Raw genomic sequence first — 22,747 nt, forward strand, 5'->3', positions numbered from 1 at the left:
CCTACAGTTTGTGAAATGTAACCATTTATTTGTCGTTCTCGTTTATGCCAAAGTGCAGCCATTTGATTCGTTACAACTCGTTTTGAAAGTCCATTTCCCCTATTTTTCTGTTGCAGATTACGTATCATTTTGTTGAAGTATTGGTTAATGGATTTTAATTTTTTTCCATCAATTAAGAATGTATCACCTGCATTTGTTGCACAACTTAATAATCTGTCTACACCTAAATCGCAACTCAAAGCGTTACTAGTAGTCGTGGATTGTTTCTTCATTTGAGAAACGTGCATCTCATATGTATAATGCACCTCAAAGAACCGACCTTTTTGCTTGGGTACAATCTCAATGTAGGAGACTTTTTTATTTATTAAATTTTTAGGCATACGTATTTTAATGGAACCGAATTTTTTTCTGAATTCAACATTCATCGGAATCATCCAATACCCGTTATCATCAACTTTTGGAACTTGATAGATTTCAATGATTCGTTTGTCAGTTGAACGAGAATAATTCGGAAACTTAGGACGACCTGTGAATGTCTCAGGTTTTTTCTTCCACTGTTCCAATGCTTTAAAAAAGCTCTTCACTTCTGCAAACAAGGCTCTACGAATCGCTTGAACAGAGTTTGATTGCATGCCCCAGTAGTTCATATCGGCTTGCATGGCAGTGTCCACTTCTTTTACAGTAGCCATCTTGTTATTGTTCAAGTAACTTTGTTTAATCGTGTACAACCCAACATTACGCAACGCTTTTGAACTATGCGACATGCGCTGAAGTAAACGAAATTCTTTAGCTGTGAGACAAGCCCGTCCGATATTCTGTTTCTGAGTGAATCGTTGTATGTTTTCTCTTTTCTTTTGTTTACGTAATACTTTCACTGCTTTCTTTCTAGCCATTGTTTTCACCACCTTTCTCAGAGAGTTCTTTAAATTTATTTCTTTCCTAAGATAATGTTTTATCTTAGGAAATCTCGTTTCACGAAACGAGAACTAACACTTTTGTAACTGTTAATCGCTTTTGACAAATCAATATTTGGAACTGAACGGAGCAAAATGTGAACAAGGTCTTCATCGTAATTCCTTTTGGCCCAAGTAACCGAATGATTATTATGATCCAATTTCGTTATCTTACGATATATTCCCTCCTTATCTACAATAGATTATATCGTAAGACAAATAGAAACAAATATTCGCCCTCAAAAAATTGTTATGAACGAAACAAAAGAGTTCAGTCTACCTTCTGACGGCAATTCATCTCCACCTGAATTGTTGGGTTTCACCCGTAACACAAATCAGATGGAGTCTTCTTGTCGAAAAGGATAAACGCAAGTAACATACATACACTTATATCAACTTATTCTACCCTTCATGCTTGTATACCTATTAACATTTCCTTGTAAAATAAGGTCCACACCATCTATGTTCATGAGTTTTCACAAAGGTCCAAGTGAAATTTTCATCTACAATATAGATATCGCCTTTATACGCATCGTCTGTCTCACGTAATATATCATCCATACGTAATAAACTCGCATCCTTTATTAGCAGTACTTCATCACAATGTTGAAAGAAGATGTAACACTCCTTTTTCATTTCATTATGAAACATATTCTCCGCTTCTTTACCTTCTAAACACTTTTTCTTTTCATAACTGAATATGTGCCACAAGTAACCACAGCTATATTTATCCCCATATAAATGAATCTCTTCTTTCTCTTCATAACTCAAATGATTCGCAAAGTTATCCTCCCAGCGTTTTCTAAAGCATACGCCCCACTTTTGAAATTCCCTTACCTTCATATTTTTCTTTCTCAATACCTCTATAAACTCCATTTTCTCCCCCGATGAAATAAAAACCGAGTGTAATTCCCACTCGGCTTTCATTAACAACTTATTGCGATAACTCTACTTCTTTTATTTTCTCTTTCATTCTTGCTTTATCACGATCTAAAATCTCTTTTAAATACTTACCTGTATACGAGCGCTCTTCTTTCACTACTTGTTCTGGCGTTCCGGAAGCAACGATTTGTCCGCCTTTGTCTCCGCCTTCTGGTCCAAGGTCAATGATATAATCAGCTGTTTTAATAACATCTAAATTATGCTCAATTACAAGTACTGTCTCCCCACTCTCAACAAGACGTTGCAACACTTCTAGAAGACGTGCAATATCATGTGCATGTAAGCCAGTCGTTGGCTCATCTAAAATGTATAACGTACGCCCTGTAGAACGACGGTGTAATTCAGAAGCTAATTTCACACGCTGCGCCTCACCACCTGATAACGTCGTAGCTGGTTGTCCTAATTTCATATAACCAAGCCCTACATCTACAAGCGTTTGAAGTTTACGCCTAATTTTCGGGATATTAGCAAAGAACTCTACCCCATCTTCAATTGTCATCCCTAACACTTCAGAAATATTCTTATCTTTATATTTCACTTCTAACGTTTCACGGTTGTAACGTTTACCGTGACAAACTTCACACGGAACATACACGTCTGGTAAGAAATGCATTTCAATTTTAATAATTCCATCACCACGACACGCTTCACAACGGCCACCCTTTACGTTAAAGCTGAAACGTCCTTTTTGATATCCACGTACTTTCGCTTCATTCGTTTGCGCAAATACATCACGAATATCATCAAATACACCCGTATATGTTGCTGGGTTGGAACGTGGTGTACGCCCGATTGGTGATTGATCAATATCAATAACTTTATCTAACTGCTCAAGACCTTTAATTTCTTTATGAGCCCCTGGCTTCGCTTTCGCCTTATATAACTTTTGAGCTAACGATTTGTATAGCACTTCATTAATCATCGTACTTTTTCCAGAGCCAGATACGCCTGTTACTGCTACAAATGTTCCTAGAGGGAATGACATCTTCGCATTCTTTAAGTTATTTTCTTTCGCACCGATAATCTCCACTTTACGTCCGTCACCTTTACGTCTTTCAAGTGGTACCGGAATAAACTCTTTACCGCTTAAATATTTCCCTGTTAATGAATTCTCGTCTTGCATAACTTCAGCCGGTGTACCCGCTGATACAACTTCACCACCATGAATACCTGCACCAGGTCCGATATCAAGTAAATAATCAGCAGCCATCATCGTATCTTCATCATGCTCAACAACGATTAACGTATTTCCTAAATCACGCATTTCCTGCAATGTGCGAATAAGACGATCATTATCACGCTGATGCAAACCGATAGAAGGCTCATCAAGAATGTAAAGTACGCCAGTAAGGCGAGAACCAATTTGTGTCGCTAAACGAATACGCTGCGCCTCACCACCTGATAAAGTTCCTGCAGCACGACTTAACGTTAAATAATCTAAACCGACGTTCACTAAGAACCCCACACGCTCCTGAATTTCTCTTAAAATTAAATGAGCAATTTTCTGTTGTTTCTCAGTTAGCTCAACAGTTGAGAAGAATTCCTGTACTTCTTGAACAGAATATTTCGTTACATCGGCAATCGTTTTATCACCAACGAAAACAGCTAAACTCTCAGGCTTTAAGCGTCCACCCTTACACTTCGGACAAGCTTGCTCTGCCATATATTTCTCCATTTGCTCACGAACATAATCAGAACTCGTCTCACGATAACGACGCTCGATATTCGGAATAACACCTTCAAATAAAATCTCATTTTCCTTTACTTGACCAAATTCATTCACATAGCGGAAATAAACCTTCTCTTCCCCGCTTCCGTACAACACTTTATCAAATAAATCCTTCGGTATATCTTTCACCGGTATATCCATATCGATGCCGTAATGATTACACACAGATTTTAATAATTGCGGGTAATATTGTGAACTTGTCGGTTCCCAAGGAGCAATCGCATGTTCATTTAATGATACATCCCAGTTCGGAATAACAAGTTCTAAATCTACCTCAAGCTTTGAGCCAAGTCCATCACAAGAAGGACACGCGCCGAACGGACTATTGAACGAGAACATACGCGGCTCTAATTCTCCGATTGAAAAACCACAATGCGGACAAGCATGATGTTCACTAAATAGAAGTTCTTCCTCTCCCATCACATCGATTAAAACTCGGCCCCCACCAAGCTTTAAAGCACTTTCCAGTGAATCTGCAAGTCGGCTGGCAATTCCTTCTTTCACAACAATACGGTCAATAACAACTTCAATTGAATGCTTCTTATTTTTATCTAACGTAATCTCTTCAGATACATCCAGCATCTCTCCATCAACGCGCACACGAACATAACCTTGCTTCTTAATATCTTCTAATACTTTCGCATGCGCACCTTTACGCCCTGACACGATAGGCGCTAGCACTTGCAACTTCGTACGTTCAGGATATTCAAGAACACGGTCTACCATCTGTTCCACTGTTTGTGATGTAATTTCAATTCCATGATTCGGACAAATCGGCGTACCAATTCGTGCGAATAATAAACGTAAATAATCATAAATCTCTGTTACCGTTCCAACTGTTGAACGTGGATTACGACTCGTCGTTTTTTGATCAATTGAAATCGCTGGAGATAAACCTTCAATCGTATCAACATCCGGCTTATCCATTTGTCCTAAAAACTGGCGCGCATACGCGGATAAAGATTCCACGTATCTGCGCTGCCCTTCTGCATAAATCGTATCGAATGCTAACGATGATTTTCCTGAACCAGACAATCCCGTCACAACAACAAGCTGATTTCTCGGAATGGTTACATCAATATTTTTTAAATTATGCGCTCTAGCACCTTTTACAACAATAAAATCTTTACTCACTCTTTTCACCCTTCCGCTTTTAATTCTAGTAGTAAATCTCTTAATTCAGCTGCACGCTCGAAATCTAACGCTTTTGCTGCTTCTTTCATCTCTGCTTCCATCTTCGCAATTGTATTTTCACGTTCTTTTTTCGTCATCTTCTTAGCTGGTGCTGCTTCATATGTTTCCGTATCCTCAGCTGCTGTTGTCGCACGAATAACGTCACGTACTCCCTTTTGAATCGTCTTCGGCGTAATACCATGCTCTTTATTGTAAGCTTCTTGTATACTACGACGACGCTGCGTTTCTTCAATCGCAATCCCCATTGATCTCGTTATGCGATCTGCGTACATAATAACGCGGCCGTTTTCATTACGCGCCGCACGACCAATTGTTTGAATTAATGAACGCTCTGAACGTAGGAACCCTTCCTTATCCGCATCTAAAATAGCTACAAGTGATACTTCTGGAATATCTAATCCTTCTCGTAATAAGTTAATACCGACAAGTACATCAAACTTACCAAGGCGAAGATCACGGATAATTTCAATACGTTCTAACGTTTTAATTTCAGAGTGAAGATAATTCACTTTAATTCCTACATCTTTTAAGTAATCCGTTAAATCCTCTGACATTTTTTTCGTTAAAGTCGTAATTAATACACGTTCATTTTTCGCAATCCGGTCATGGATTTCTCCTAATAAATCATCTATTTGTCCTTCAATTGGTCGTATATCAATTGGTGGATCTAAAAGCCCTGTTGGACGAATAATTTGTTCTATTGCTTTCGGTGACTGCTCTAACTCGTACGGTCCTGGCGTTGCCGAAACGTAAATAACTTGATTCGTTTTCTCTTCAAACTCATCAAACGTGAGCGGTCTATTATCTAAAGCTGATGGCAGACGGAATCCATGATCAACAAGCACTTGCTTACGTGCTTGGTCCCCGTTATACATCGCTCTTACTTGCGGAACCGATACGTGTGACTCATCCATAACAATTAAGAAATCCTTTGGAAAATAATCTAAAAGCGTATACGGCGTTGAACCTGCTGGACGAAGTGTTAAATGACGGGAATAGTTTTCGATTCCTGAGCAAAAGCCCATCTCGCGCATCATTTCTAAATCATAACGCGTTCGCTGTTCTATGCGCTGCGCTTCTAACAATTTACCGTTATCATTTAATTCTTTTAAACGCTCTTCTAATTCTTTTTCAATATTTTCAATAGCGACCTTCAGCTTTTCTTCACGTGTAACGAAGTGAGATGCCGGGAAGATTGCCACATGATCACGTTCTGCTAATACTTCACCTGTTAATGCATTTACTTCTCGAATACGATCGATTTCATCACCGAAAAATTCAATTCGAATACAGTGTTCGTCAAGTGATGCCGGAAAGATCTCAACTACATCTCCGCGCACACGGAATGTACCACGCTTGAAATCAATATCATTACGTCCATACTGTACATCAACAAGTTCACGAAGTAATTGATTACGATCCTTTTCCATACCAACTCGAAGTGAAACAACTAACTCGCGGTATTCTTCCGGAGAACCTAAACCGTATATGCATGACACACTCGCAACGATAATAACATCATCTCGTTCAAATAAGGAAGACGTTGCCGAGTGGCGTAATTTATCAATTTCATCGTTAATTTGCGCATCTTTTTCAATAAACGTATCCGTATGTGGCACGTACGCTTCCGGCTGATAATAATCGTAATAACTAACAAAATACTCCACAGAATTGTTAGGAAAGAAATCTTTCAGCTCACTATATAACTGTCCTGCTAACGTTTTATTATGAGCCATTACAAGTGTTGGCTTCTGCACTTCTTTAATGACATTTGAAATCGTAAATGTCTTACCCGTTCCTGTCGCTCCAAGCAACACTTGCTTTTTCTTACCACTATTAATTCCCTCTACAAGCTTCTCTATCGCTCCCGGCTGATCACCTTGCGGGGAATACTCTGAGATAATTTCAAATGGATGTTCCAACTAAAAACCGACCTCCTCATAAAAATCTGTATTATTATTTTACCACGAATGCTCATAAAAAACCTAAAAAAACGAACAGATATTCGGTAAAACTTTCGACAATATATACATAAAAAAGGAAGGAATAAATACTCCCTTCCTCTACTAACTCTATTTTTTAAGTACATATAATAAGTCATATCCATTGCGCCCATTTTCATTCGTACAATCTATTAACCTATATGCCGTTTCTGATTCACGTTGCTCTTTAACAATCCTTTTACAACTATCTTTATGTAACCCTTTATGGTCACCAGCAAATTGGTCTTGTCTATTATCTAACACATAAAGTATATCTTTCTCACTATGCTCTAACGTTTGAAAAATCGGGTCACCTTCATGTGTATACTGTACAATTCTTATTTTATCAACTTTCCCTTGTTCCACAGTCCAAACGAACTTCTCGAATTTATCTAGATTAGAAATTTCTGCCCCCTTTGCAACGACATCATTCTTCTTATCAATTGCACTGTTAGGTTGTGAACATGCTACTAAACTAAAGAGAAATAAGCATATAAAACCTGTTCTTTTTCCTATTGTTATCCTCTCCTATACAAACTATTGGTATACTAGAAAAAGCTACTTTCCTCTATGAAAGTAGCTTCTTATTTCCTTTCTCCTTCTTCGGAAAAATAACATATGAAAATGAAATCGCAGTATCCGCTAAAAGAATAATAGCCCATACTTGGCTTACACGGCTTGCTGTTTTATTTAAAACGATTCCTGACTCTAACCAATTTCCCCACTGTTCTACTGGAATAAGCCCATACATGAAGAAAAAGAATATATGAACCGCAACAAACAAAATAAGATGTAAAACCCAATTTTTTATTTCCTGCTTCGCATGCGCCATCCCTGTTACTTCAAGTGGTTCTTCGATAATAGGCGCCGGTTCATTCCGCCACTTCGCAACTAATTTTTGTACATATATATCTAATTTCTTCAAATCCTTTTTCCCATAAAAAACTGCATATAATAAAATGATTACCGTAATGATTTGAAAATTAGAGAACTTCCCTGTTTGATAATAGTCCAATACCCCTAAAGTTAAAATAAACACTTCATTTATGAGTAGCACAATCCCCATAATAAAGCTCGCCTTTTTCAAGCGAAATCCATACCTTAGTAAAAAGAATCCAATAGCTGATAGCCAAAATACAATCTCTGCACCAATTAAAAAGTACCATCGATATTCTGCGAGTATACTCATTTATCCCTCTCCCTTTCATCATATATACGAAAAGCCTCATCCATATATACTAGAAGCTCTTCCTCAATTGGATACATACTCATTTTCTGTGAATCTTCTTTTGATTTTCTTACTTCCCACAATTTATCTAAAAACGCTTCATCACCATTAGCCATCTCTAAACACTTCTGCATTAATTTCTTCGTTGCCTCTTGTACTTCATCACACGATGCTTCCTTACCGTCTTTCATAAAATTACGTAATTGCTTTAATAAATCTACCCACTCTAACACATTCGGATCTTCCTCACTCATATTTGGTAAATTATGAAGTAAATCTTGCTCTTCTTTCGAAAAGACTTCATTTTGAAATATTTCACGTATACGCGGAGACTGTTTCGAAAGCTGAATAAGCTCAAACATAACTTTCCAATCCAGCTCCCCCTCTACATCTACCGAATAAACAACTGCTTGTAAAACACGCTCCATTCGATTAAATTTCTTTTGTTCTTCCTGTACAAATCGAAGTTGTTTTTCAAGCGAGTCTTTTGAATTAAGTTCACCTTTTACTAACATATTCGTAATCTCTTTTAATGAAAAACCCATTTCTTTTAAAAATAAAATTTGCTGCAAACGAACAACATTTCTCTCACTATATAACCGATGTCCTCCATCAGTTTTCCCACTCGGCTTTAATAAATCGATTTGATCATAATAACGTAACGTCCTTACTGTAACCCCTGTTTCCCTCGTTAGTTCTTGAATTGAAATCAACTCCATCACCTCTTCTCCTTCATTATAAAAGGTGACGTAACGTAACTTTCAAGTAGTTTGTAAAAAAAATACAAAAAGCTGTTTATACCTTTTGTATAAACAGCTTTTATGGAAGTAACCCCTTTTGTATAGCACGTCCACAAGATAAAATAATTGCCCCAACAACAACACTTGTTGCTGTTTTATGATAATGCGCTAACATTAATAAATAGTATGATAAACCTACAGCACCAATCATAATACATACACTTGGCCCTGGATTGCGCGAGAAGTTTTGCATCCCCCACAAAAGTGCAAATATAGCCGTCGCAACACATAATACCGCTAATCCCATCCCGTTTCCCCTTTATATATTTATTTAATTCCCCTTGCTGCTAATACACTCGTCGATGCCATGCTAATTAACAGTCCGAAAATAACTATATATAATAATTCATTCACATCCACGATTTGTCTATCTAAATACTTATTTACAGAAAGATACATAATGAACAAGAAAACGAAGCTTGTAATACAAATCACAAAATACGACTTCATCTTGTTCACAACTCTCTCATCAATCAACGGTACTCCCTCTTCTTTCAAACGCTTCTGTTCTCTATATTCCGAAATTCCGTATAAAATAACTAATGCGACATTCGATATAAAAATTACTTCCCACGAAATACTTAAAATCATTAAACTCGCATTTAACATCAGCCCCGCTATAGATAAGCTTCCTATAAACTTTATAATATCTTGCTTACTCATACATGATCAGTCTCTTTCTTATTTCTATATTTCCACTTCGGCCAATAGTTCACAAAGAAATAGACAAACTGCCCTAGTACAAATAAAACAAAAGGCATTCCAGCATTTCCGTAAACAATTAAATTGTACAAACTCCATATTGCTAAACTTATCACGAAAAATAACCCTACATATTTAAACGCTTTATCCGATTGAAATCTCTCAAACTCATCTTGCATTTTCATTCCTCCTATCGCTATGCTCGTTTTCCCGCCATTACTCCTATGATGAGACTACCCGCAAATAAGAAACTACATACAATGAATATTTCTGGAATCGGTATAACAGCCCTTCCTATTCCTTTGCTCGCAACAATATAAACTATAAGCAGAATAAACGCGAATATAAATGAGACATTTACATACTTTTTTATATTTTCATTTACCCGCTCATCTATATCTGGCAGTTCTTCTTTTTTGTACTTACGCTTTTTGTAATTCGTATACAATATCAGAAATACAATTGCTAAAACGTTACTAGCTACGAGCGGTAAAATTGGTATAGCTGGATTCATAATACGAACTACAATATCTCCCAAAAACAATCCAAAAGTCGCACCGATAAATAACTTTTTAGTATCGTTCATTTTCTCTCCCCTTACTCCAGCGTAAATATTTCCTCTACCTTCATCTCAAAATATTTGGCGATTTTTAGGGATAACTCTAGACTCGGGTTATAGTGGTGATTTTCAATCGCCACTATTGTCTGCCGCGTCACCTGCATCGCCTTTGCCATTTCAACTTGTGTTATATGATGTTGCTTTCGTAATTCTTTAATTTTATTTTTCACACCCATAGGCTCCACCTTCGAAAGTAAAGATATCTTTACTCAAATTATAAATATTTTCCAGTTATAAATAAAGATATCTTTACAAATTTTAAAAAATGTTTCACTGAACAGCTTCTCTAACACAGTAAGACAGGAATTAAATTTATATCAACGATTTTTTAAATATATCAGCGCAACTCCATTTATATCGGCGATTTTTTAAATATATCGACTTACCGACAAATATCGACATCCGTAGCACTATAGGCATAAGAAAGAAGCTGTCCCAAAATATCTTTTGGGACAGCTTCTTCGTCTTACTACATAAATCCTAATGCATATACAAGAACGTACCCAAGTACCGAAAGGCAAACCGAGCCAATTAGCCCTGCCACGAATGCCCTACTTCCTAATTTACGGAACGTTTTAAACTCTACATTTAAACCTAGCCCTGCCATCGCCATTGCAATAAGCATGTACGCAATTACTACAATGTATCCGGCAACAACTTCTGGGATAATCCCAAGCGAATGCACCGCACTCATTGCTAAAAATCCGAAGATGAACCAAGGAATCGGAAGGTCGCGCCACGATTTTTTTTCTTTGCTTCCCTCGCTCTTGCCAAACCATAGTCCAATTAAAATCGCTACTGGCACAAGCATCGCTACGCGCGTTAATTTCACAATAACCGCGATGTCTACAGCCGTGCTACCTCCTGGCGCCGCAGCAGCGATAACATGAGCGATTTCGTGCAATGTCGCACCTGCGAACACGCCGTAACCATAGGGTGAGAAGCCAAGCACTGGGTATAATAGCGTATAAATAAGTGTAAATATTGTACCTAAAATTGCAATAATCGCTGCCCCAACTGCCGTTTCTTCATCTTTCGCTTTCACTTGCGGTGCAATTGCCACGACCGCTGCAGCTCCGCAAATTGCCGTCCCACATGCTGTTAAAATTCCAAGTTTCTGTTCTACTTTAAATACTTTCGTTAGTCCATATACAACGAAAATTGTAAATGTGATAACAACCGCTGCGATGACCAATACTTTCGGCCCCGCCTTCGCAATATCTACAAGATTTAACCGCATTCCAAGTAAAATGATCCCGAAGCGAAGCAACTTCTTACTCGCAAAGTTCGTTCCCGCTATTGCTTCTTGAGGAATTCCGATTGCCGCGCGCCAAACCATCCCGATTAGAATAGCGATTACTAATTGTCCCATAATATTTAAAAATGGAAGCTCTGCTAAATATTTCGCAGCGATTGCGATTAATAACGTAATCCCAATACCTTGCGAAAATCCAAAGCCCTTCTTCTTTTGTATAACAAGTGTTTGTTCCACTTTATACCACCCCAATAATCGTATTGGAACATGCATGTTCTTTCTAGTTACATTATAAGAGAATTTTTATAATAAGTTTAATATCAATATTGAATCCCTATCATCAGAAATACTTATGATAAAATGAAAACAAAAATAAAGGGGCCTAACAAATGAACGTCGACATTTTGAAAATCTTTGTTACTGTCGTTGAACAAAAACATTTTTCGCGTGCTGCGGAACTATTAAACCTTTCACAACCCGGGGTTAGTATGCACATTCGCAACTTGGAAAATGAATTGGGGACTACACTTATTCAGCGCTCCCCAAAGCACGTCCAAGTTACGGAAGCTGGAAACATATTATACATACACGCAAAGCAAATGCTTTCACTTTATGAAGATGCGAAACAAGAAATTAATGAATTGCACAACGTCGTAACGGGAACGCTGCGAATCGGCGCTAGCTTTACAATTGGCGAATACTTACTTCCGAAAATACTTGCGCGCTTTGCGAATGAAAATCCGCACGTCGAAGTTCATACATTTATCTCAAATACGGAAGAAGTTTTGCAAAGCCTCCGCTCTAATCAAATTGATATCGGCTTAGTGGAAGGGCAAGTCGTATATGCTGACGTGGACGTTGAAACGTTTATGCAAGATGAAATGAAGCTCGTCGTCCCTCCAAATCATCCATTACTTCACATCAAGGATATAAACGAAACTACTCTCCAAGACCAAGTATGGGTATTAAGAGAAAGTGGCTCTGGGACACGTGCCTATAGCGATCGTTTCATTCATCAACATCATTTAAAAATGAAACGATTCTTTACATTTAGTAGCATTCAAAGCGTAAAGGAAGCCGTCGCTGCCGGGCTCGGCATCGCTATACTTTCTGACTGGACCGTGCGGAAAGAACTACTAGCCAAAGAACTATTCCACGTCGAAGTTCCAAATGAAAAGCTAATCCGTCCATTCTCCATCGTGCGCGGCAAATATTTTATCCCTTCTAAGGCTATTCAGGTCTTTTTAAATCATGTAGATTCTTTTGCGAAAAAACAGAGTTGACCTTCACATTAGTGTGAAGGTTTACAATACCTTTAAAAGGAGTGAAACACATTGCGAATTGGGGAGTTATCTAAAAAAACAGGGGTCAGTGAGCGCTCACTGAGACATTACGAAGAAAAGGGATTACTCCCTTCAAACCGCCTCACAAACGGCTATCGTGATTTCGATAAAAGTGCCATTGAAAAAGTAGAGCTTATTCAAATGTACTTACAAATTGGCTTAAATTTAGAAGAGACAGCACGAATGTTGCGCTGCCTCGAAATAGAACCACACCTATACGAAAATCCGTGCAGCAGTATCCTTGCACTTTACGAAGACAAACTCAGTGAGGTAACGAAACAAATCACATTACTTTCCAACATTCAAACGAATTTACAAAAACACGTTTCACTCCTAAAACAAACAAAAGAAAAGAGATGATTACATGTTCGTCATACACGGCAGTTCAAGACAAAACGGGAACACGGAAACTCTAACACATATGATGATTGATGGAATTGAAACAGAACAAATTTACTTACGTGATCATATCGTCCATCCTATTACAGATCAACGTCATGATGCAGAAGGATTTCAACCTGTAAATGATGACTACGAGCAGTTAATCGAGCGCATGCTAGAGCACGAAACTATTATCTTTGCGACGCCCCTCTATTGGTACGGCATGAGCGGTCATATGAAGAACTTCGTCGATCGCTGGTCGCAAAGTTTACGCGATAAATCCCTTCATCTCAAAGAAAAGATGACAGGTAAAAAAATGTATGTTGTTATCGTTGGCGGGGATAATCCGAAGCTAAAAGCATTACCGCTTATCGCTCAGTTCCAATACATCTTTGATTTTGTCGGTTCTTCATTTGAAGGCTATATTATTGGGGATGCGAATGGACTGGATGAAATCAAGAACGATTCTGAGGCGCTGGCAAAAGCACAACTGTATAATAACGAATTCAAAAATCACAAATACAAATAAGTTTGACAAACTCATTTGTATGCGCATACAATAAAAATAATATTATGAAAGGAAGGTACTTTGACCAATGAAGTTCTAATTCTCTTATTTATTTCATCCATCACAAATAGTGAACAAAAATGATGAAAACTAGCAGGGGATTAGTCTGTCCATTTGTCGATACTTTCTTTCGAGACGGTTATGTAAAAAATCGTTTATTTATGTACGATTTTTACATTCAAGGGCGACGTTTATCCTCTCTAGTGAAACTAGGGAGGTTTTTTTATGACTATTTTATTCGCACGTAATATTGAAAAGAGCTTTGGTGATCGCACCCTATTTACGTTACCATCACTGGAAATTCAAACAAACGATCGCATAGGAATTGTTGGAGTCAACGGAGCTGGAAAATCTACGTTATTACAAATATTAAGTAAAGAAATAGAGGCTGACCAAGGTATAGTAACTCACCATAGTTCTATCGCTATCATTCCTCAGCTTAGCGAGGAACTACCGGAAACCGCTTCTTCTCTTACAAAAGGAAAATGGAATATTTCAAACGTTGCAGATTCAATGAGCGGCGGCGAACGAATGCGCCTAAAGATTGCTCATGCTCTCGAACAAGATGCAGGCATTCTATTTGCTGATGAGCCAACAAGTCACTTAGATATGTTCGGTACAGAGCAATTAGAAAAGGCACTTTTATCTTATAACGGTGCACTTGTTTTAATATCGCATGATCGTGATTTTCTAGATACCATATGTACCAAAATCATCGAAATTGAAGACGGTACTATTCAAGAATATAAAGGGAATTATTCAAACTATCGAAAACAAAAAGAACGTGAGCGAATACAAAAGCAAGCGGAATATGAGCAATATGTACAAGAAAAAAATCGTTTAGAGCAATCAATTTTACAAAGAAAGCAACGTGCTTCTAGCATGACAAAAGTCCCAACGCGGTTCAGTTCATCTGAATCTAAACTTTATAAATTAAGTGGGGCACATGGCCAAGAAAATGTTAGCAAAGCAGCGAAAGCATTAGAGACACGTCTCGAAAAATTAGAAAAGCAAGAAAAGCCAAAGGATCTTTCTCAAGCTCATTTTGACGTGCAATACCATACACCCATTCATAGTAAAGTGGTGGTACAGCTTAATAAAGCAACAAAGAAAATAAGTGACCGCACACTATTTAAAAATATGAATGGAACTATTGCTCCTGGTGCAAAGCTTGCTATTTTAGGCGCAAACGGAAGTGGAAAAACAACTTTGTTCAATATGCTTCTCACAAACGAGCGCGGCATTCAGCTTTCGAAAAGCTGTAAAATTGGATACTTTGAACAAACACTATCAATTTTAAAAACAGATAAAACCATTTTAGAAAATGTTCTAGAAGAAACAAACTATACGGAGTCGTTCGTACGAACAATACTTGCAAGGCTCCTATTCCGCCGTGAAGATGTTCATAAACCTGTGCACGTCTTAAGTGGTGGTGAACGAATGAAGGTTGCACTTGCAAAAGTATTTTTAGGAAACTATAATATGCTTCTGCTCGATGAACCGACAAACTATTTAGACTTAGCAACGCAAGAAGAATTAGAAAGCATGTTACAAGAGTATCCTGGCACCATACTTTTCATTAGCCATGACCGCGCCTTTATTCGTTCTGTTGCAGACCATATTCTAAAAGTAGATGAGAGAGAGCCTAGAATATTCCACGGCAATTACGAGCAATACACAAAAAGAACAACTCAAGCTTCTGTAAATATTACTGAACAAGAATTATTACGGTTACAAACAAAATTAACAGAAATCATCAGCCGGATTTCTATACCAAATCCTCAAGATGACATCACATTTCTCGAACAAGAATACGAAAAATTATTAGTTCAAATTCAAAAATGTAAAGAAGCGCTCTAATGTCTTCCCTATATATCGACGGGATCTTCCGCATTTCCCAAGAAATATCGAGGCTTCGACATAGAATATCAACTTAAACACGATAACAGCATCAATAACAATAAAAAAGCCGTGCACCAGCACGGCTTTTCACTTTATATACGGACAGCAGTCCCGCTCACAGCAACCATTAGCATCCCTTCGCGAACTACTTCGTAGTCCACATCGATACCGACAATGGCATTCGCATTTTTTTGTCTTGCGAGAGTTTTCATCTCTTCCATTGCAATGTCGCGTGCTTCTTTCAATTTACTTTCGTAAGCGCCTGCACGGCCACCGACAACGTCACGGACAGAAGCGAAAAGGTCACGCACGATATTCGCCCCCATAATTGCTTCGCCATTGACGATATCGATATAGTCAATAATCTCTTTTCCTTGAATGGTAGAAGTTGTTGTTACAATCATGCTTTATAGCCTCCCATATAAGATTTCCACTTACTTATGGTGCACTAATTCAGCAGAAATTATATTTACGAACTAAACTGTGCTTCGTATAACCTGCTATACCCTCCGCCACGCTCAATTAATTCAGCATGTGAACCTTGTTCTGCAATACCATCTTTATTTACAACGACGATGCGATCTGCATTTTTAATAGTTGCTAGCCTGTGAGCGATAACTAACGTTGTACGACCGACAGATAGTTCAGCAAGTGATTTTTGGATAGCAAGTTCCGTCTCTGTGTCTAGCGCAGAAGTTGCTTCATCTAAAATTAAAATTGGTGGGTTTTTCAAGAACATACGGGCAATTGCTAAGCGCTGCTTTTGTCCTCCTGAAAGTTTCACACCACGCTCACCAATAACTGTATCTAAACCATCTGGTTGCGAGTAAATTAAGTCCTCCAACTGGGCACGTTTTACCGCCTGCCAAATTTCAGATTCTGAAGCTTTTAAGTTTCCGTAAGCGATATTTTCACGAATTGTTCCTGAGAATAAGAAAACATCTTGCTGCACAATTCCGATTTGCTTACGAAGTGACGATAACGTCATCTCTTTCGTGTCAATGCCATCAATTTGAATCGATCCAGATGAGTGTTCATAAAAACGCGGTAATAAACTACATAGTGTTGTTTTCCCTGCCCCTGATGGTCCAACGAAAGCAACTGTTTCACCTGCATGTATTTTCAAACTAATATCGTTTAAAATCGGCTCTTTATTTTCATATCCGAACGTGATGTTATTGTATTGAATATCGCCGTGTACATGTTTAACTTCGATTGCATCTTTAGAATCTACAATATCCGGCTCTGTTTCCAGAAGTTCTACATATCTTTTAAAACCAGCGATTCCTTTCGGATAACTTTCAATAACCGCATTAATTTTTTCAATTGGGCGGAAGAAAATGTTCGTTAACAAAACGAATCCAATAAATCCACCGTACGTTAATTCACCTTGCAGTACGAACCATGTACCACATATTAATACAAAGAGTGTTACAAGACGCATCAGCATATAACTAATAGATGAATTTAACGCCATAATTTTATACGCCATTAATTTTGTTGTACGGAAACGAGCATTGTTTACAGCAAATTGCTCTTTCTCAAACTTTTCATTTCCGAATGCTTGTACAACGCGGATACCACCAACATTGTTCTCGATACATGCATTGAAATCAGCAACGTCTGAGAATAAACGTCTAAACGTACCTGTCATTTTTTTGTTGAAGTAAAGTGCCAACCATAATAAGAACGGGATTACGAAGAATGTTAGAAGTGCTAACTTCCAGTTAATCATCATCATAAATGAAAATGCTCCGACTAAAGTCATAATGGCAATGAATAAATCTTCTGGTCCGTGGTGAGCAATTTCCCCAATTTCCATTAAATCGTTTGTAAGACGTGAGATTAAATGACCTGTTTTATTATTATCAAAAAATCTGAATGATAGCTTTTGAATGTGATCAAATAATTTCTGTCTCATATCTGTTTCAATGTTAATACCAAGCATATGCCCCCAATATGTAACGACATATTGTAAACCTGCATTTAACACATAAACTGCGAATAAACCGAAACAAGCCCATAAAATAAGCGTCCAGTTTTGTCCTGGTAATAACTTATCAATAAATTGATTTACGATAAGCGGGAAACCAAGTTCGAGTAAGCCTGCGATAACTGCACAGGAAAAATCAAGTATAAATAAACCTTTGTACGGTTTATAGTAAGAAAAAAATTTACGTAGCATATTTTTCCTCCCTTTTCCAAATTAAAAGACTCCCTAAATGATAACCATTATCAAATAATTATTCAAGTTATCCGTCTACGAAACTAAAAAAGTGAGCAAATCTAAAAAAGCCTAATCCCTCATTTATATCAATGAGAAATTAGGCTTCATTTATATATATTACTTATCGTATTCAAATAAATGTGCCCACTTATAACGTGCGGTCCTTCTATTTTTTCACAAATACATCTTTTAAACAATTCGAAACTTGTAATACCTTCGATACACCCTTTGCTTTTCTAAGTTCTTATCCGTTTATTTCCCACTGTGCAATAAACAGTTTAACTTGTAGATCTAAAGTTATATATTAACCCTCCCTAAAGTTTCCCCACTACATTTGGATTTGAAAATAGCGACGAACAGTTTCTTCAATCTCATGTTTTTCTAGTTTTTCTTTTGTTTTTTCTTTTCCATCAACCATAATTAGCGTGTCTCCTAACAAAGTGATACGCCCATTTTCTGTCACTCTTGAAAGGAAATACATCTTGTTGAACATTGATTCTGGAGCTGTTTCAGTTAAGACACAGATTGGATGAATGTTCTCCAAGTTCCATTTAGGATAAGGCTGCTCAAATCGATATAGAATCTCCCATTCATCATCAGTCTTTTTTTGCAAATAATAAAACGATGTTGTTTCATCTTTATTTACTCGGTAAAGGCCATCACTATCTACAACTTCCTCTCCATTCAGCGGAACAGGAATTCGTGGCGAATTACCGCCCATACCTACATCCACCAAGTATTCTTTATTATCAATTGGTACGATTATGAATAAGTGAGCATTTTCAAGAGCCCAAATTCCTTCTCTTACATATACAGTTCCTGCCATAAGATACGGGTCAAAACCTAATTCTTTTAGCAGAAAATAAAATATTCCGTTTAACTCGTAGCACACGCCACCCTGTTTCGCATGAACAATTTTTTGATACAAATCTTCTTCACGCAAAGATAGCGGTTTTCTTGCCAGAATATCAAGATTCTCAAAATGAACGTTGAGTACATGTTGTTTTTGAAGATGAGATAAGTAAGAGAAACTTACCTCTCTTTTTTCAGATTGAATATGTTCTAAATATTTTTGAATATCCAAAAATCATCCACCTCATTTAACTTTTTATAATGTTTCTTTTCACACTCATATTATAAAATTGATTGTTGATAAACAAAAATATAAAATAACTATCATATTAATAACTTTGAGTATATAAGAGAAGGTGAACACATTTTATGGAATTACTGCAGCTCAAGTATTTTAAGACAGTCGCTCGTACGGAACATATAACAAAAGCGGCACAGGAACTTCATATCTCCCAACCAGCTTTAAGTGTTACTATCGCTCGATTAGAAGAAGAGTTAGGAGTTCCCTTATTCGATCGAATCGGAAGGCAAATTCGCCTAAACACTTTCGGAAAAGCTTTTCTCAAGCAAGTAGATACAGCCCTTGAGGCACTAGAAGTAGGCAAACGACAAGTTACAGACATGGCTGGATTAGAACGTGGAAGTGTTTTAATAGCTACTACGACCTTAAATCGAGTATCTGAATTACTAGCACCTTTTCTAGACTTATATCCACACATTAACTTCCGCATAACGCAAGCATCCACAGAAGAATTGAAAGTTCAACTTCTTGAAAAAGGCGAAATCGACTTTTGTCTTACTCCTTCACCTATTGATCGACTAGGAATTTATAGTCTTCCATTAATGACCGAAGAGATTGTACTAGCTGTGCCGAGTACACATCGTCTCAAAAATCGCCACCGTATCAAGCTAAGTGAAGTAGCAGATGATCCGTTCATCTCCCTAAAGCCAGGATACAGCTTCCGTGAAATTACAGACAAGTTCTGCAGGCGGGCTGGGTTTACGCCCAATGTCGTATGTGAAGGGGATGAACCTGCAGCCATCAGCGGCTTAGTACGCACCGGTCTTGGTGTTGCCTTTTTACCAATTGCAGCAAAAAAGGAATTACCCCCACTGACGCTTCTCCATATTGAAGAGCCCGTTTGCCAATGGACGCCTCATTTAGTGTGGAATGAAAAACACTACTTATCACTTGCTGCACAAACGTTTCGCGAGTTTGTTGCACAACATTACGCTCAAGTAAAACCGTAAATTGTAACAAAAAAGAAGAGGCTGTATAACTACAATGTTATACAGCCTCTTCTTTCGTTTCATTTTAAAGATTACATCGCTTCCGAATCCCACTCATGCTCTTGCTGAACAAATACAACACCTAATTCATGATGTCCCCCGGCGTATAATGCTGTTTGAGCAAGACGAAGCTCACCATTTGTATCTACTACTTCTAATTTACAAAACGCCCCTGTCGTCTTCGTTTGAAGCGCATCATAAAACTCTTCGGTACTTCTTGGAATGACTCCATTTACTTTCGTAATAACTTCTCCAGGCTTTAAATTCATCTCCGCCCCAATTGTATTCGGAATTGTATCTAACACAACAAGTCCATCATTACGTGCTGCAAAGTATGCTGGTCTTTTCTCGTCTGCAATCTTCTCTTGCATCGAGATTGTAAAGCGCCCAAGCATTGCGACTCCCATCGCGATAATTGCGAGTACGTGCCACCAGTAACTTGCGACACCTAAAACGAGTACGAGCCCTGCTAATCCATAGACACGTCTTCCTGTAAATAATAAAGCTTCCGTCGGCTCATAACTTCTAACCTTTCTCATAAATCCAATTAAAAATGGAACGAGGAATAAAGAGTATGTAGTCGAACCTATTGAAACGACAGGCCACCAAGAAATAAATCCTGTCACCGCGTCTCCTGGTATAAGAATAAATACTGGTACAAGCCATAAACGATTTGATTCATGTAGTCCAATTCTCAAACCACGCTTACCCTTTTTAATTTTCGGCGTAGAATATCGCACTGCATTTTTAGAGATTAATAACCCCTCTACAACGAGCATAACGCCTAGTAAAATAGCAAGGGATACAATCGTACCCTCTTCACCTTCTCCAAGCTGTAAGAAGGAAACTGGCATCTTAGACGATAACAACACGAGTGCAATAGCGATTCCGAAAGTATAAGCTACAGATAAATATCGATACATAGCAGTTAATCCGAATAATAACGTCCACAGTAAAATTGCCCATAAACTCGCTTTTGAAACAACAAGCCCAAGCCCAATCGTAATAATAGATACGATTAATCCGTACCCAATACCTGCAAATAGAGTTGTTCGTAGTTCAAACCAAATATCATATACTTTAAAAGAAAAATCTTTTCGTTCTCGTAATATACGTAAGTATCCAACGAAGATACTACTAATTAAAAATACATAGACAGCAGGGTGTAAGAAAAAACGTCCAACTGCTCGTAGTATTTCAAAAATCCATGCCTCCACGAATTCATTCACCACCATTTATATCATTCTTTCTTTTTATCTTATCATAACTAAAGAAACGTTTGTTTAACACATAAAAAAATACAGGCATCAAAGTGCCTGTATTCTTTCTTATTTCGCTATTAATTTTAATGCCGTTTGTAATTGTAAATCATTTTCTCCAGAACGAATCTTCTCAATAATTTTATTTTGAAGCGCTTCAGCTGTCTTTTTATCGAGTTGTCCTGTTGCTTCCATCTCATTCGCATTTTGGAATGCTTTTAGTGCTGATTCTGTCTCTTTGCTAAAGTATCCATCTTCACGTCCTGGTACATATCCTAAGCTCTTAAGCATTTCTTGCGCATGTTTTACTTGTACATCATTTGAATTGTATGAAAGTGTCTTTTCAATTTGAATTGGTGTCGCATGATAATAATCTGGTTGCTTCACTTCTACAGTTGGCGCGATTCCTTTTTTATGAATCCAATTGCCATCTGGTGTTAACCATTTAAACATTGTTAATTTAATATTGCTACCATCTTTAAATGGAACAGCTTGTTGGACAGTACCTTTACCAAACGTTTTTTCACCAATTAAATCGTATCCTTCTCCCTCTTTTAGCGCACCCGCTAAAATCTCTGAAGCAGAAGCACTTCCATTATCAATTAATACTGAAATTGGATATGGCTTTCTTTCTTTCAATTCCGTAGAGAATTTCTTCTTCTCACCATTTCGCTGTTCTACTTGTAGCATTGGCTTTTTATCTGTCATGATGTCTCCTAGTATGTCTTCTACACTATTTAAATAGCCACCAGGATTGCCACGTACGTCAATAACTAAGCCTGCTATCTGTTTCTTCTCTAACTCTTTTAACTGATCCTTAAATTCTTTCGCAGTATTTTCAGCAAAAGAAGTAATTTGCATATAACCGATGTCTTTTCCGCTCTCTTGCTTTACTGAACTAAATACAGTGAAAATCGGAATCTTTTCACGCTTAATTTTAAATACTATCGGATCAGCCACTCCTGCGCGCTTAATTTCAATTGCAACAGTCGTTCCTTTTTTACCACGAATTTTTAATACTGCTTCTTCACGTGATAAATCTTTCACACTATTTCCATCTACAGATAAAATTTGGTCATTCGGTTTAATTCCTATCTTTTCTGCTGGTGAACCTTTAATTGGCGATACGATAATAAGCTTACCGTCCGTTTTGTTCACTTCAGCTCCAATCCCTTCAAGTTCAGGATCTAGTGATTGACTAAACTGTTTTGCCGTTTCTTTATCCATATACGTGGAATAAGGGTCCTTCAGCGTAGACAACATGCCTTGTATTGCACCTTCAACTAACTTGTCTTCTTTCACGTCTTCCACATAACGTGAATCAATTAGTGCATACGCCTCATTAATTTTTGCCAAATTCCCTTGCGCTGTGCCAGCATTACCATTCGATACTGTTTGCGTTACATACGCTGGGTTTATCCCAAACCAGTACATACCACCAAACATCCCGCCAGCACCAATTAAAAATGCAACAACCATTCCAATAATTGCAACTCTACGTTTCAATGCGGAATTCCCCTT

At 37.7% G+C, this 22,747-nt stretch carries 23 protein-coding genes and 1 pseudogene; 5 read left to right on the plus strand and 19 right to left on the minus strand.

The features are described 5' to 3' along the window. From V7038_RS14080 to V7038_RS14145, 14 genes and pseudogenes are all read right to left on the minus strand, one after another. On the minus strand, window positions 1-893 hold an 893-nt coding region (locus V7038_RS14080), incomplete at its 3' end, for a transposase (RefSeq protein WP_335470572.1). Window positions 894-929: 36 nt separating this feature from the next. Next, window positions 930-1,075: pseudogene (locus V7038_RS14085) on the minus strand (transposase); the annotation flags it as partial. 304 nt (window positions 1,076-1,379) lie between these two features. Next, entirely contained in the window at window positions 1,380-1,829 is a 450-nt protein-coding gene (locus V7038_RS14090; RefSeq protein ID WP_002112830.1) for a DUF4275 family protein, read from the minus strand. A 58-nt stretch (window positions 1,830-1,887) separates the two neighbouring features. Beyond that, window positions 1,888-4,758, minus strand: a complete 2,871-nt coding sequence (uvrA, locus tag V7038_RS14095) for an excinuclease ABC subunit UvrA (protein WP_070129164.1) — start codon at window positions 4,756-4,758, stop codon at window positions 1,888-1,890. A 5-nt stretch (window positions 4,759-4,763) separates the two neighbouring features. After that, complete coding sequence (gene uvrB / locus V7038_RS14100; RefSeq protein ID WP_335470575.1) at window positions 4,764-6,740, minus strand: excinuclease ABC subunit B; 1,977 nt, start codon at window positions 6,738-6,740, stop codon at window positions 4,764-4,766. Window positions 6,741-6,890: 150 nt separating this feature from the next. Beyond that, window positions 6,891-7,322 carry a DUF4362 domain-containing protein gene (locus V7038_RS14105; protein ID WP_335470606.1) on the minus strand — a complete coding sequence of 144 codons (432 nt, stop codon included), beginning with the start codon at window positions 7,320-7,322 and terminating at the stop codon, window positions 6,891-6,893. Between the two features lie 46 nt (window positions 7,323-7,368). After that, window positions 7,369-7,989 carry a hypothetical protein gene (locus V7038_RS14110; RefSeq protein WP_335470577.1) on the minus strand — a complete coding sequence of 207 codons (621 nt, stop codon included), beginning with the start codon at window positions 7,987-7,989 and terminating at the stop codon, window positions 7,369-7,371. Next, window positions 7,986-8,747 carry a MerR family transcriptional regulator gene (locus V7038_RS14115; RefSeq protein ID WP_199692996.1) on the minus strand — a complete coding sequence of 254 codons (762 nt, stop codon included), beginning with the start codon at window positions 8,745-8,747 and terminating at the stop codon, window positions 7,986-7,988. The genes V7038_RS14110 and V7038_RS14115 overlap by 4 nt, the downstream gene beginning before the upstream one ends. 100 nt (window positions 8,748-8,847) lie before the next feature. Further along, complete coding sequence (locus V7038_RS14120; protein ID WP_002112835.1) at window positions 8,848-9,075, minus strand: hypothetical protein; 228 nt, start codon at window positions 9,073-9,075, stop codon at window positions 8,848-8,850. Between the two features lie 20 nt (window positions 9,076-9,095). Beyond that, window positions 9,096-9,491: a hypothetical protein gene (locus V7038_RS14125; RefSeq protein ID WP_002112836.1), complete on the minus strand. Its 396-nt coding sequence runs from the start codon at window positions 9,489-9,491 to the stop codon at window positions 9,096-9,098. Further along, complete coding sequence (locus tag V7038_RS14130; RefSeq protein ID WP_002112837.1) at window positions 9,488-9,709, minus strand: hypothetical protein; 222 nt, start codon at window positions 9,707-9,709, stop codon at window positions 9,488-9,490. The genes V7038_RS14125 and V7038_RS14130 overlap by 4 nt, the downstream gene beginning before the upstream one ends. 17 nt (window positions 9,710-9,726) lie before the next feature. Beyond that, the gene (locus V7038_RS14135) at window positions 9,727-10,116 is read right to left on the minus strand and encodes a hypothetical protein (protein WP_070140110.1); all 390 of its coding nucleotides are present in this window, start codon (window positions 10,114-10,116) and stop codon (window positions 9,727-9,729) included. 11 nt (window positions 10,117-10,127) lie between these two features. Further along, a complete protein-coding gene (locus V7038_RS14140; RefSeq protein WP_002112840.1) occupies window positions 10,128-10,325 on the minus strand; it encodes a helix-turn-helix transcriptional regulator in 198 nt (65 codons plus the stop codon). A 293-nt stretch (window positions 10,326-10,618) separates the two neighbouring features. Continuing rightward, window positions 10,619-11,641, minus strand: coding sequence for a YeiH family protein (locus tag V7038_RS14145; RefSeq protein WP_335470580.1), 1,023 nt, complete (start codon window positions 11,639-11,641; stop codon window positions 10,619-10,621). A gap of 152 nt (window positions 11,642-11,793) precedes the next feature. On the opposite strand from V7038_RS14145, the gene V7038_RS14150 reads away from it, so the two are divergent. The 4 genes from V7038_RS14150 (at window position 11,794) to abc-f (ending at window position 15,556) form a co-directional block, all read left to right on the plus strand. Continuing rightward, entirely contained in the window at window positions 11,794-12,687 is an 894-nt protein-coding gene (locus V7038_RS14150) for a LysR family transcriptional regulator (RefSeq protein WP_002112844.1), read from the plus strand. A gap of 51 nt (window positions 12,688-12,738) precedes the next feature. Continuing rightward, entirely contained in the window at window positions 12,739-13,107 is a 369-nt protein-coding gene (locus tag V7038_RS14155; RefSeq protein WP_002198862.1) for a MerR family transcriptional regulator, read from the plus strand. A 4-nt stretch (window positions 13,108-13,111) separates the two neighbouring features. Next, window positions 13,112-13,657 carry a flavodoxin family protein gene (locus V7038_RS14160; RefSeq protein ID WP_070170668.1) on the plus strand — a complete coding sequence of 182 codons (546 nt, stop codon included), beginning with the start codon at window positions 13,112-13,114 and terminating at the stop codon, window positions 13,655-13,657. A gap of 264 nt (window positions 13,658-13,921) precedes the next feature. Further along, on the plus strand, window positions 13,922-15,556 hold the full coding sequence (gene abc-f / locus V7038_RS14165; RefSeq protein ID WP_335470584.1) for a ribosomal protection-like ABC-F family protein: 1,635 nt from the start codon (window positions 13,922-13,924) through the stop codon (window positions 15,554-15,556). Between the two features lie 134 nt (window positions 15,557-15,690). On the opposite strand, the gene V7038_RS14170 is transcribed toward abc-f, so the two are convergent. From V7038_RS14170 to V7038_RS14180, 3 genes are all read right to left on the minus strand, one after another. After that, the gene (locus V7038_RS14170) at window positions 15,691-16,002 is read right to left on the minus strand and encodes a YbjQ family protein (RefSeq protein WP_002112849.1); all 312 of its coding nucleotides are present in this window, start codon (window positions 16,000-16,002) and stop codon (window positions 15,691-15,693) included. Between the two features lie 65 nt (window positions 16,003-16,067). Further along, window positions 16,068-17,783, minus strand: coding sequence for an ABC transporter ATP-binding protein (locus V7038_RS14175; protein WP_002112850.1), 1,716 nt, complete (start codon window positions 17,781-17,783; stop codon window positions 16,068-16,070). Window positions 17,784-18,153: 370 nt separating this feature from the next. Next, complete coding sequence (locus V7038_RS14180; protein WP_070129169.1) at window positions 18,154-18,909, minus strand: arylamine N-acetyltransferase family protein; 756 nt, start codon at window positions 18,907-18,909, stop codon at window positions 18,154-18,156. Window positions 18,910-19,046: 137 nt separating this feature from the next. On the opposite strand from V7038_RS14180, the gene V7038_RS14185 reads away from it, so the two are divergent. After that, on the plus strand, window positions 19,047-19,928 hold the full coding sequence (locus tag V7038_RS14185) for a LysR family transcriptional regulator (protein WP_070129170.1): 882 nt from the start codon (window positions 19,047-19,049) through the stop codon (window positions 19,926-19,928). A gap of 71 nt (window positions 19,929-19,999) precedes the next feature. Here V7038_RS14185 and V7038_RS14190 read toward each other — a convergent pair whose 3' ends face one another. Continuing rightward, the gene (locus V7038_RS14190; RefSeq protein ID WP_002112854.1) at window positions 20,000-21,184 is read right to left on the minus strand and encodes a PDZ domain-containing protein; all 1,185 of its coding nucleotides are present in this window, start codon (window positions 21,182-21,184) and stop codon (window positions 20,000-20,002) included. 111 nt (window positions 21,185-21,295) lie between these two features. Beyond that, window positions 21,296-22,732 carry a S41 family peptidase gene (locus V7038_RS14195; protein WP_438825110.1) on the minus strand — a complete coding sequence of 479 codons (1,437 nt, stop codon included), beginning with the start codon at window positions 22,730-22,732 and terminating at the stop codon, window positions 21,296-21,298. Window positions 22,733-22,747 lie beyond the last annotated feature (15 nt).

The organism is Bacillus sp. JJ783 (assembly GCF_036963225.1).
GTDB lineage: Bacteria > Bacillota > Bacilli > Bacillales > Bacillaceae_G > Bacillus_A > Bacillus_A cereus_U.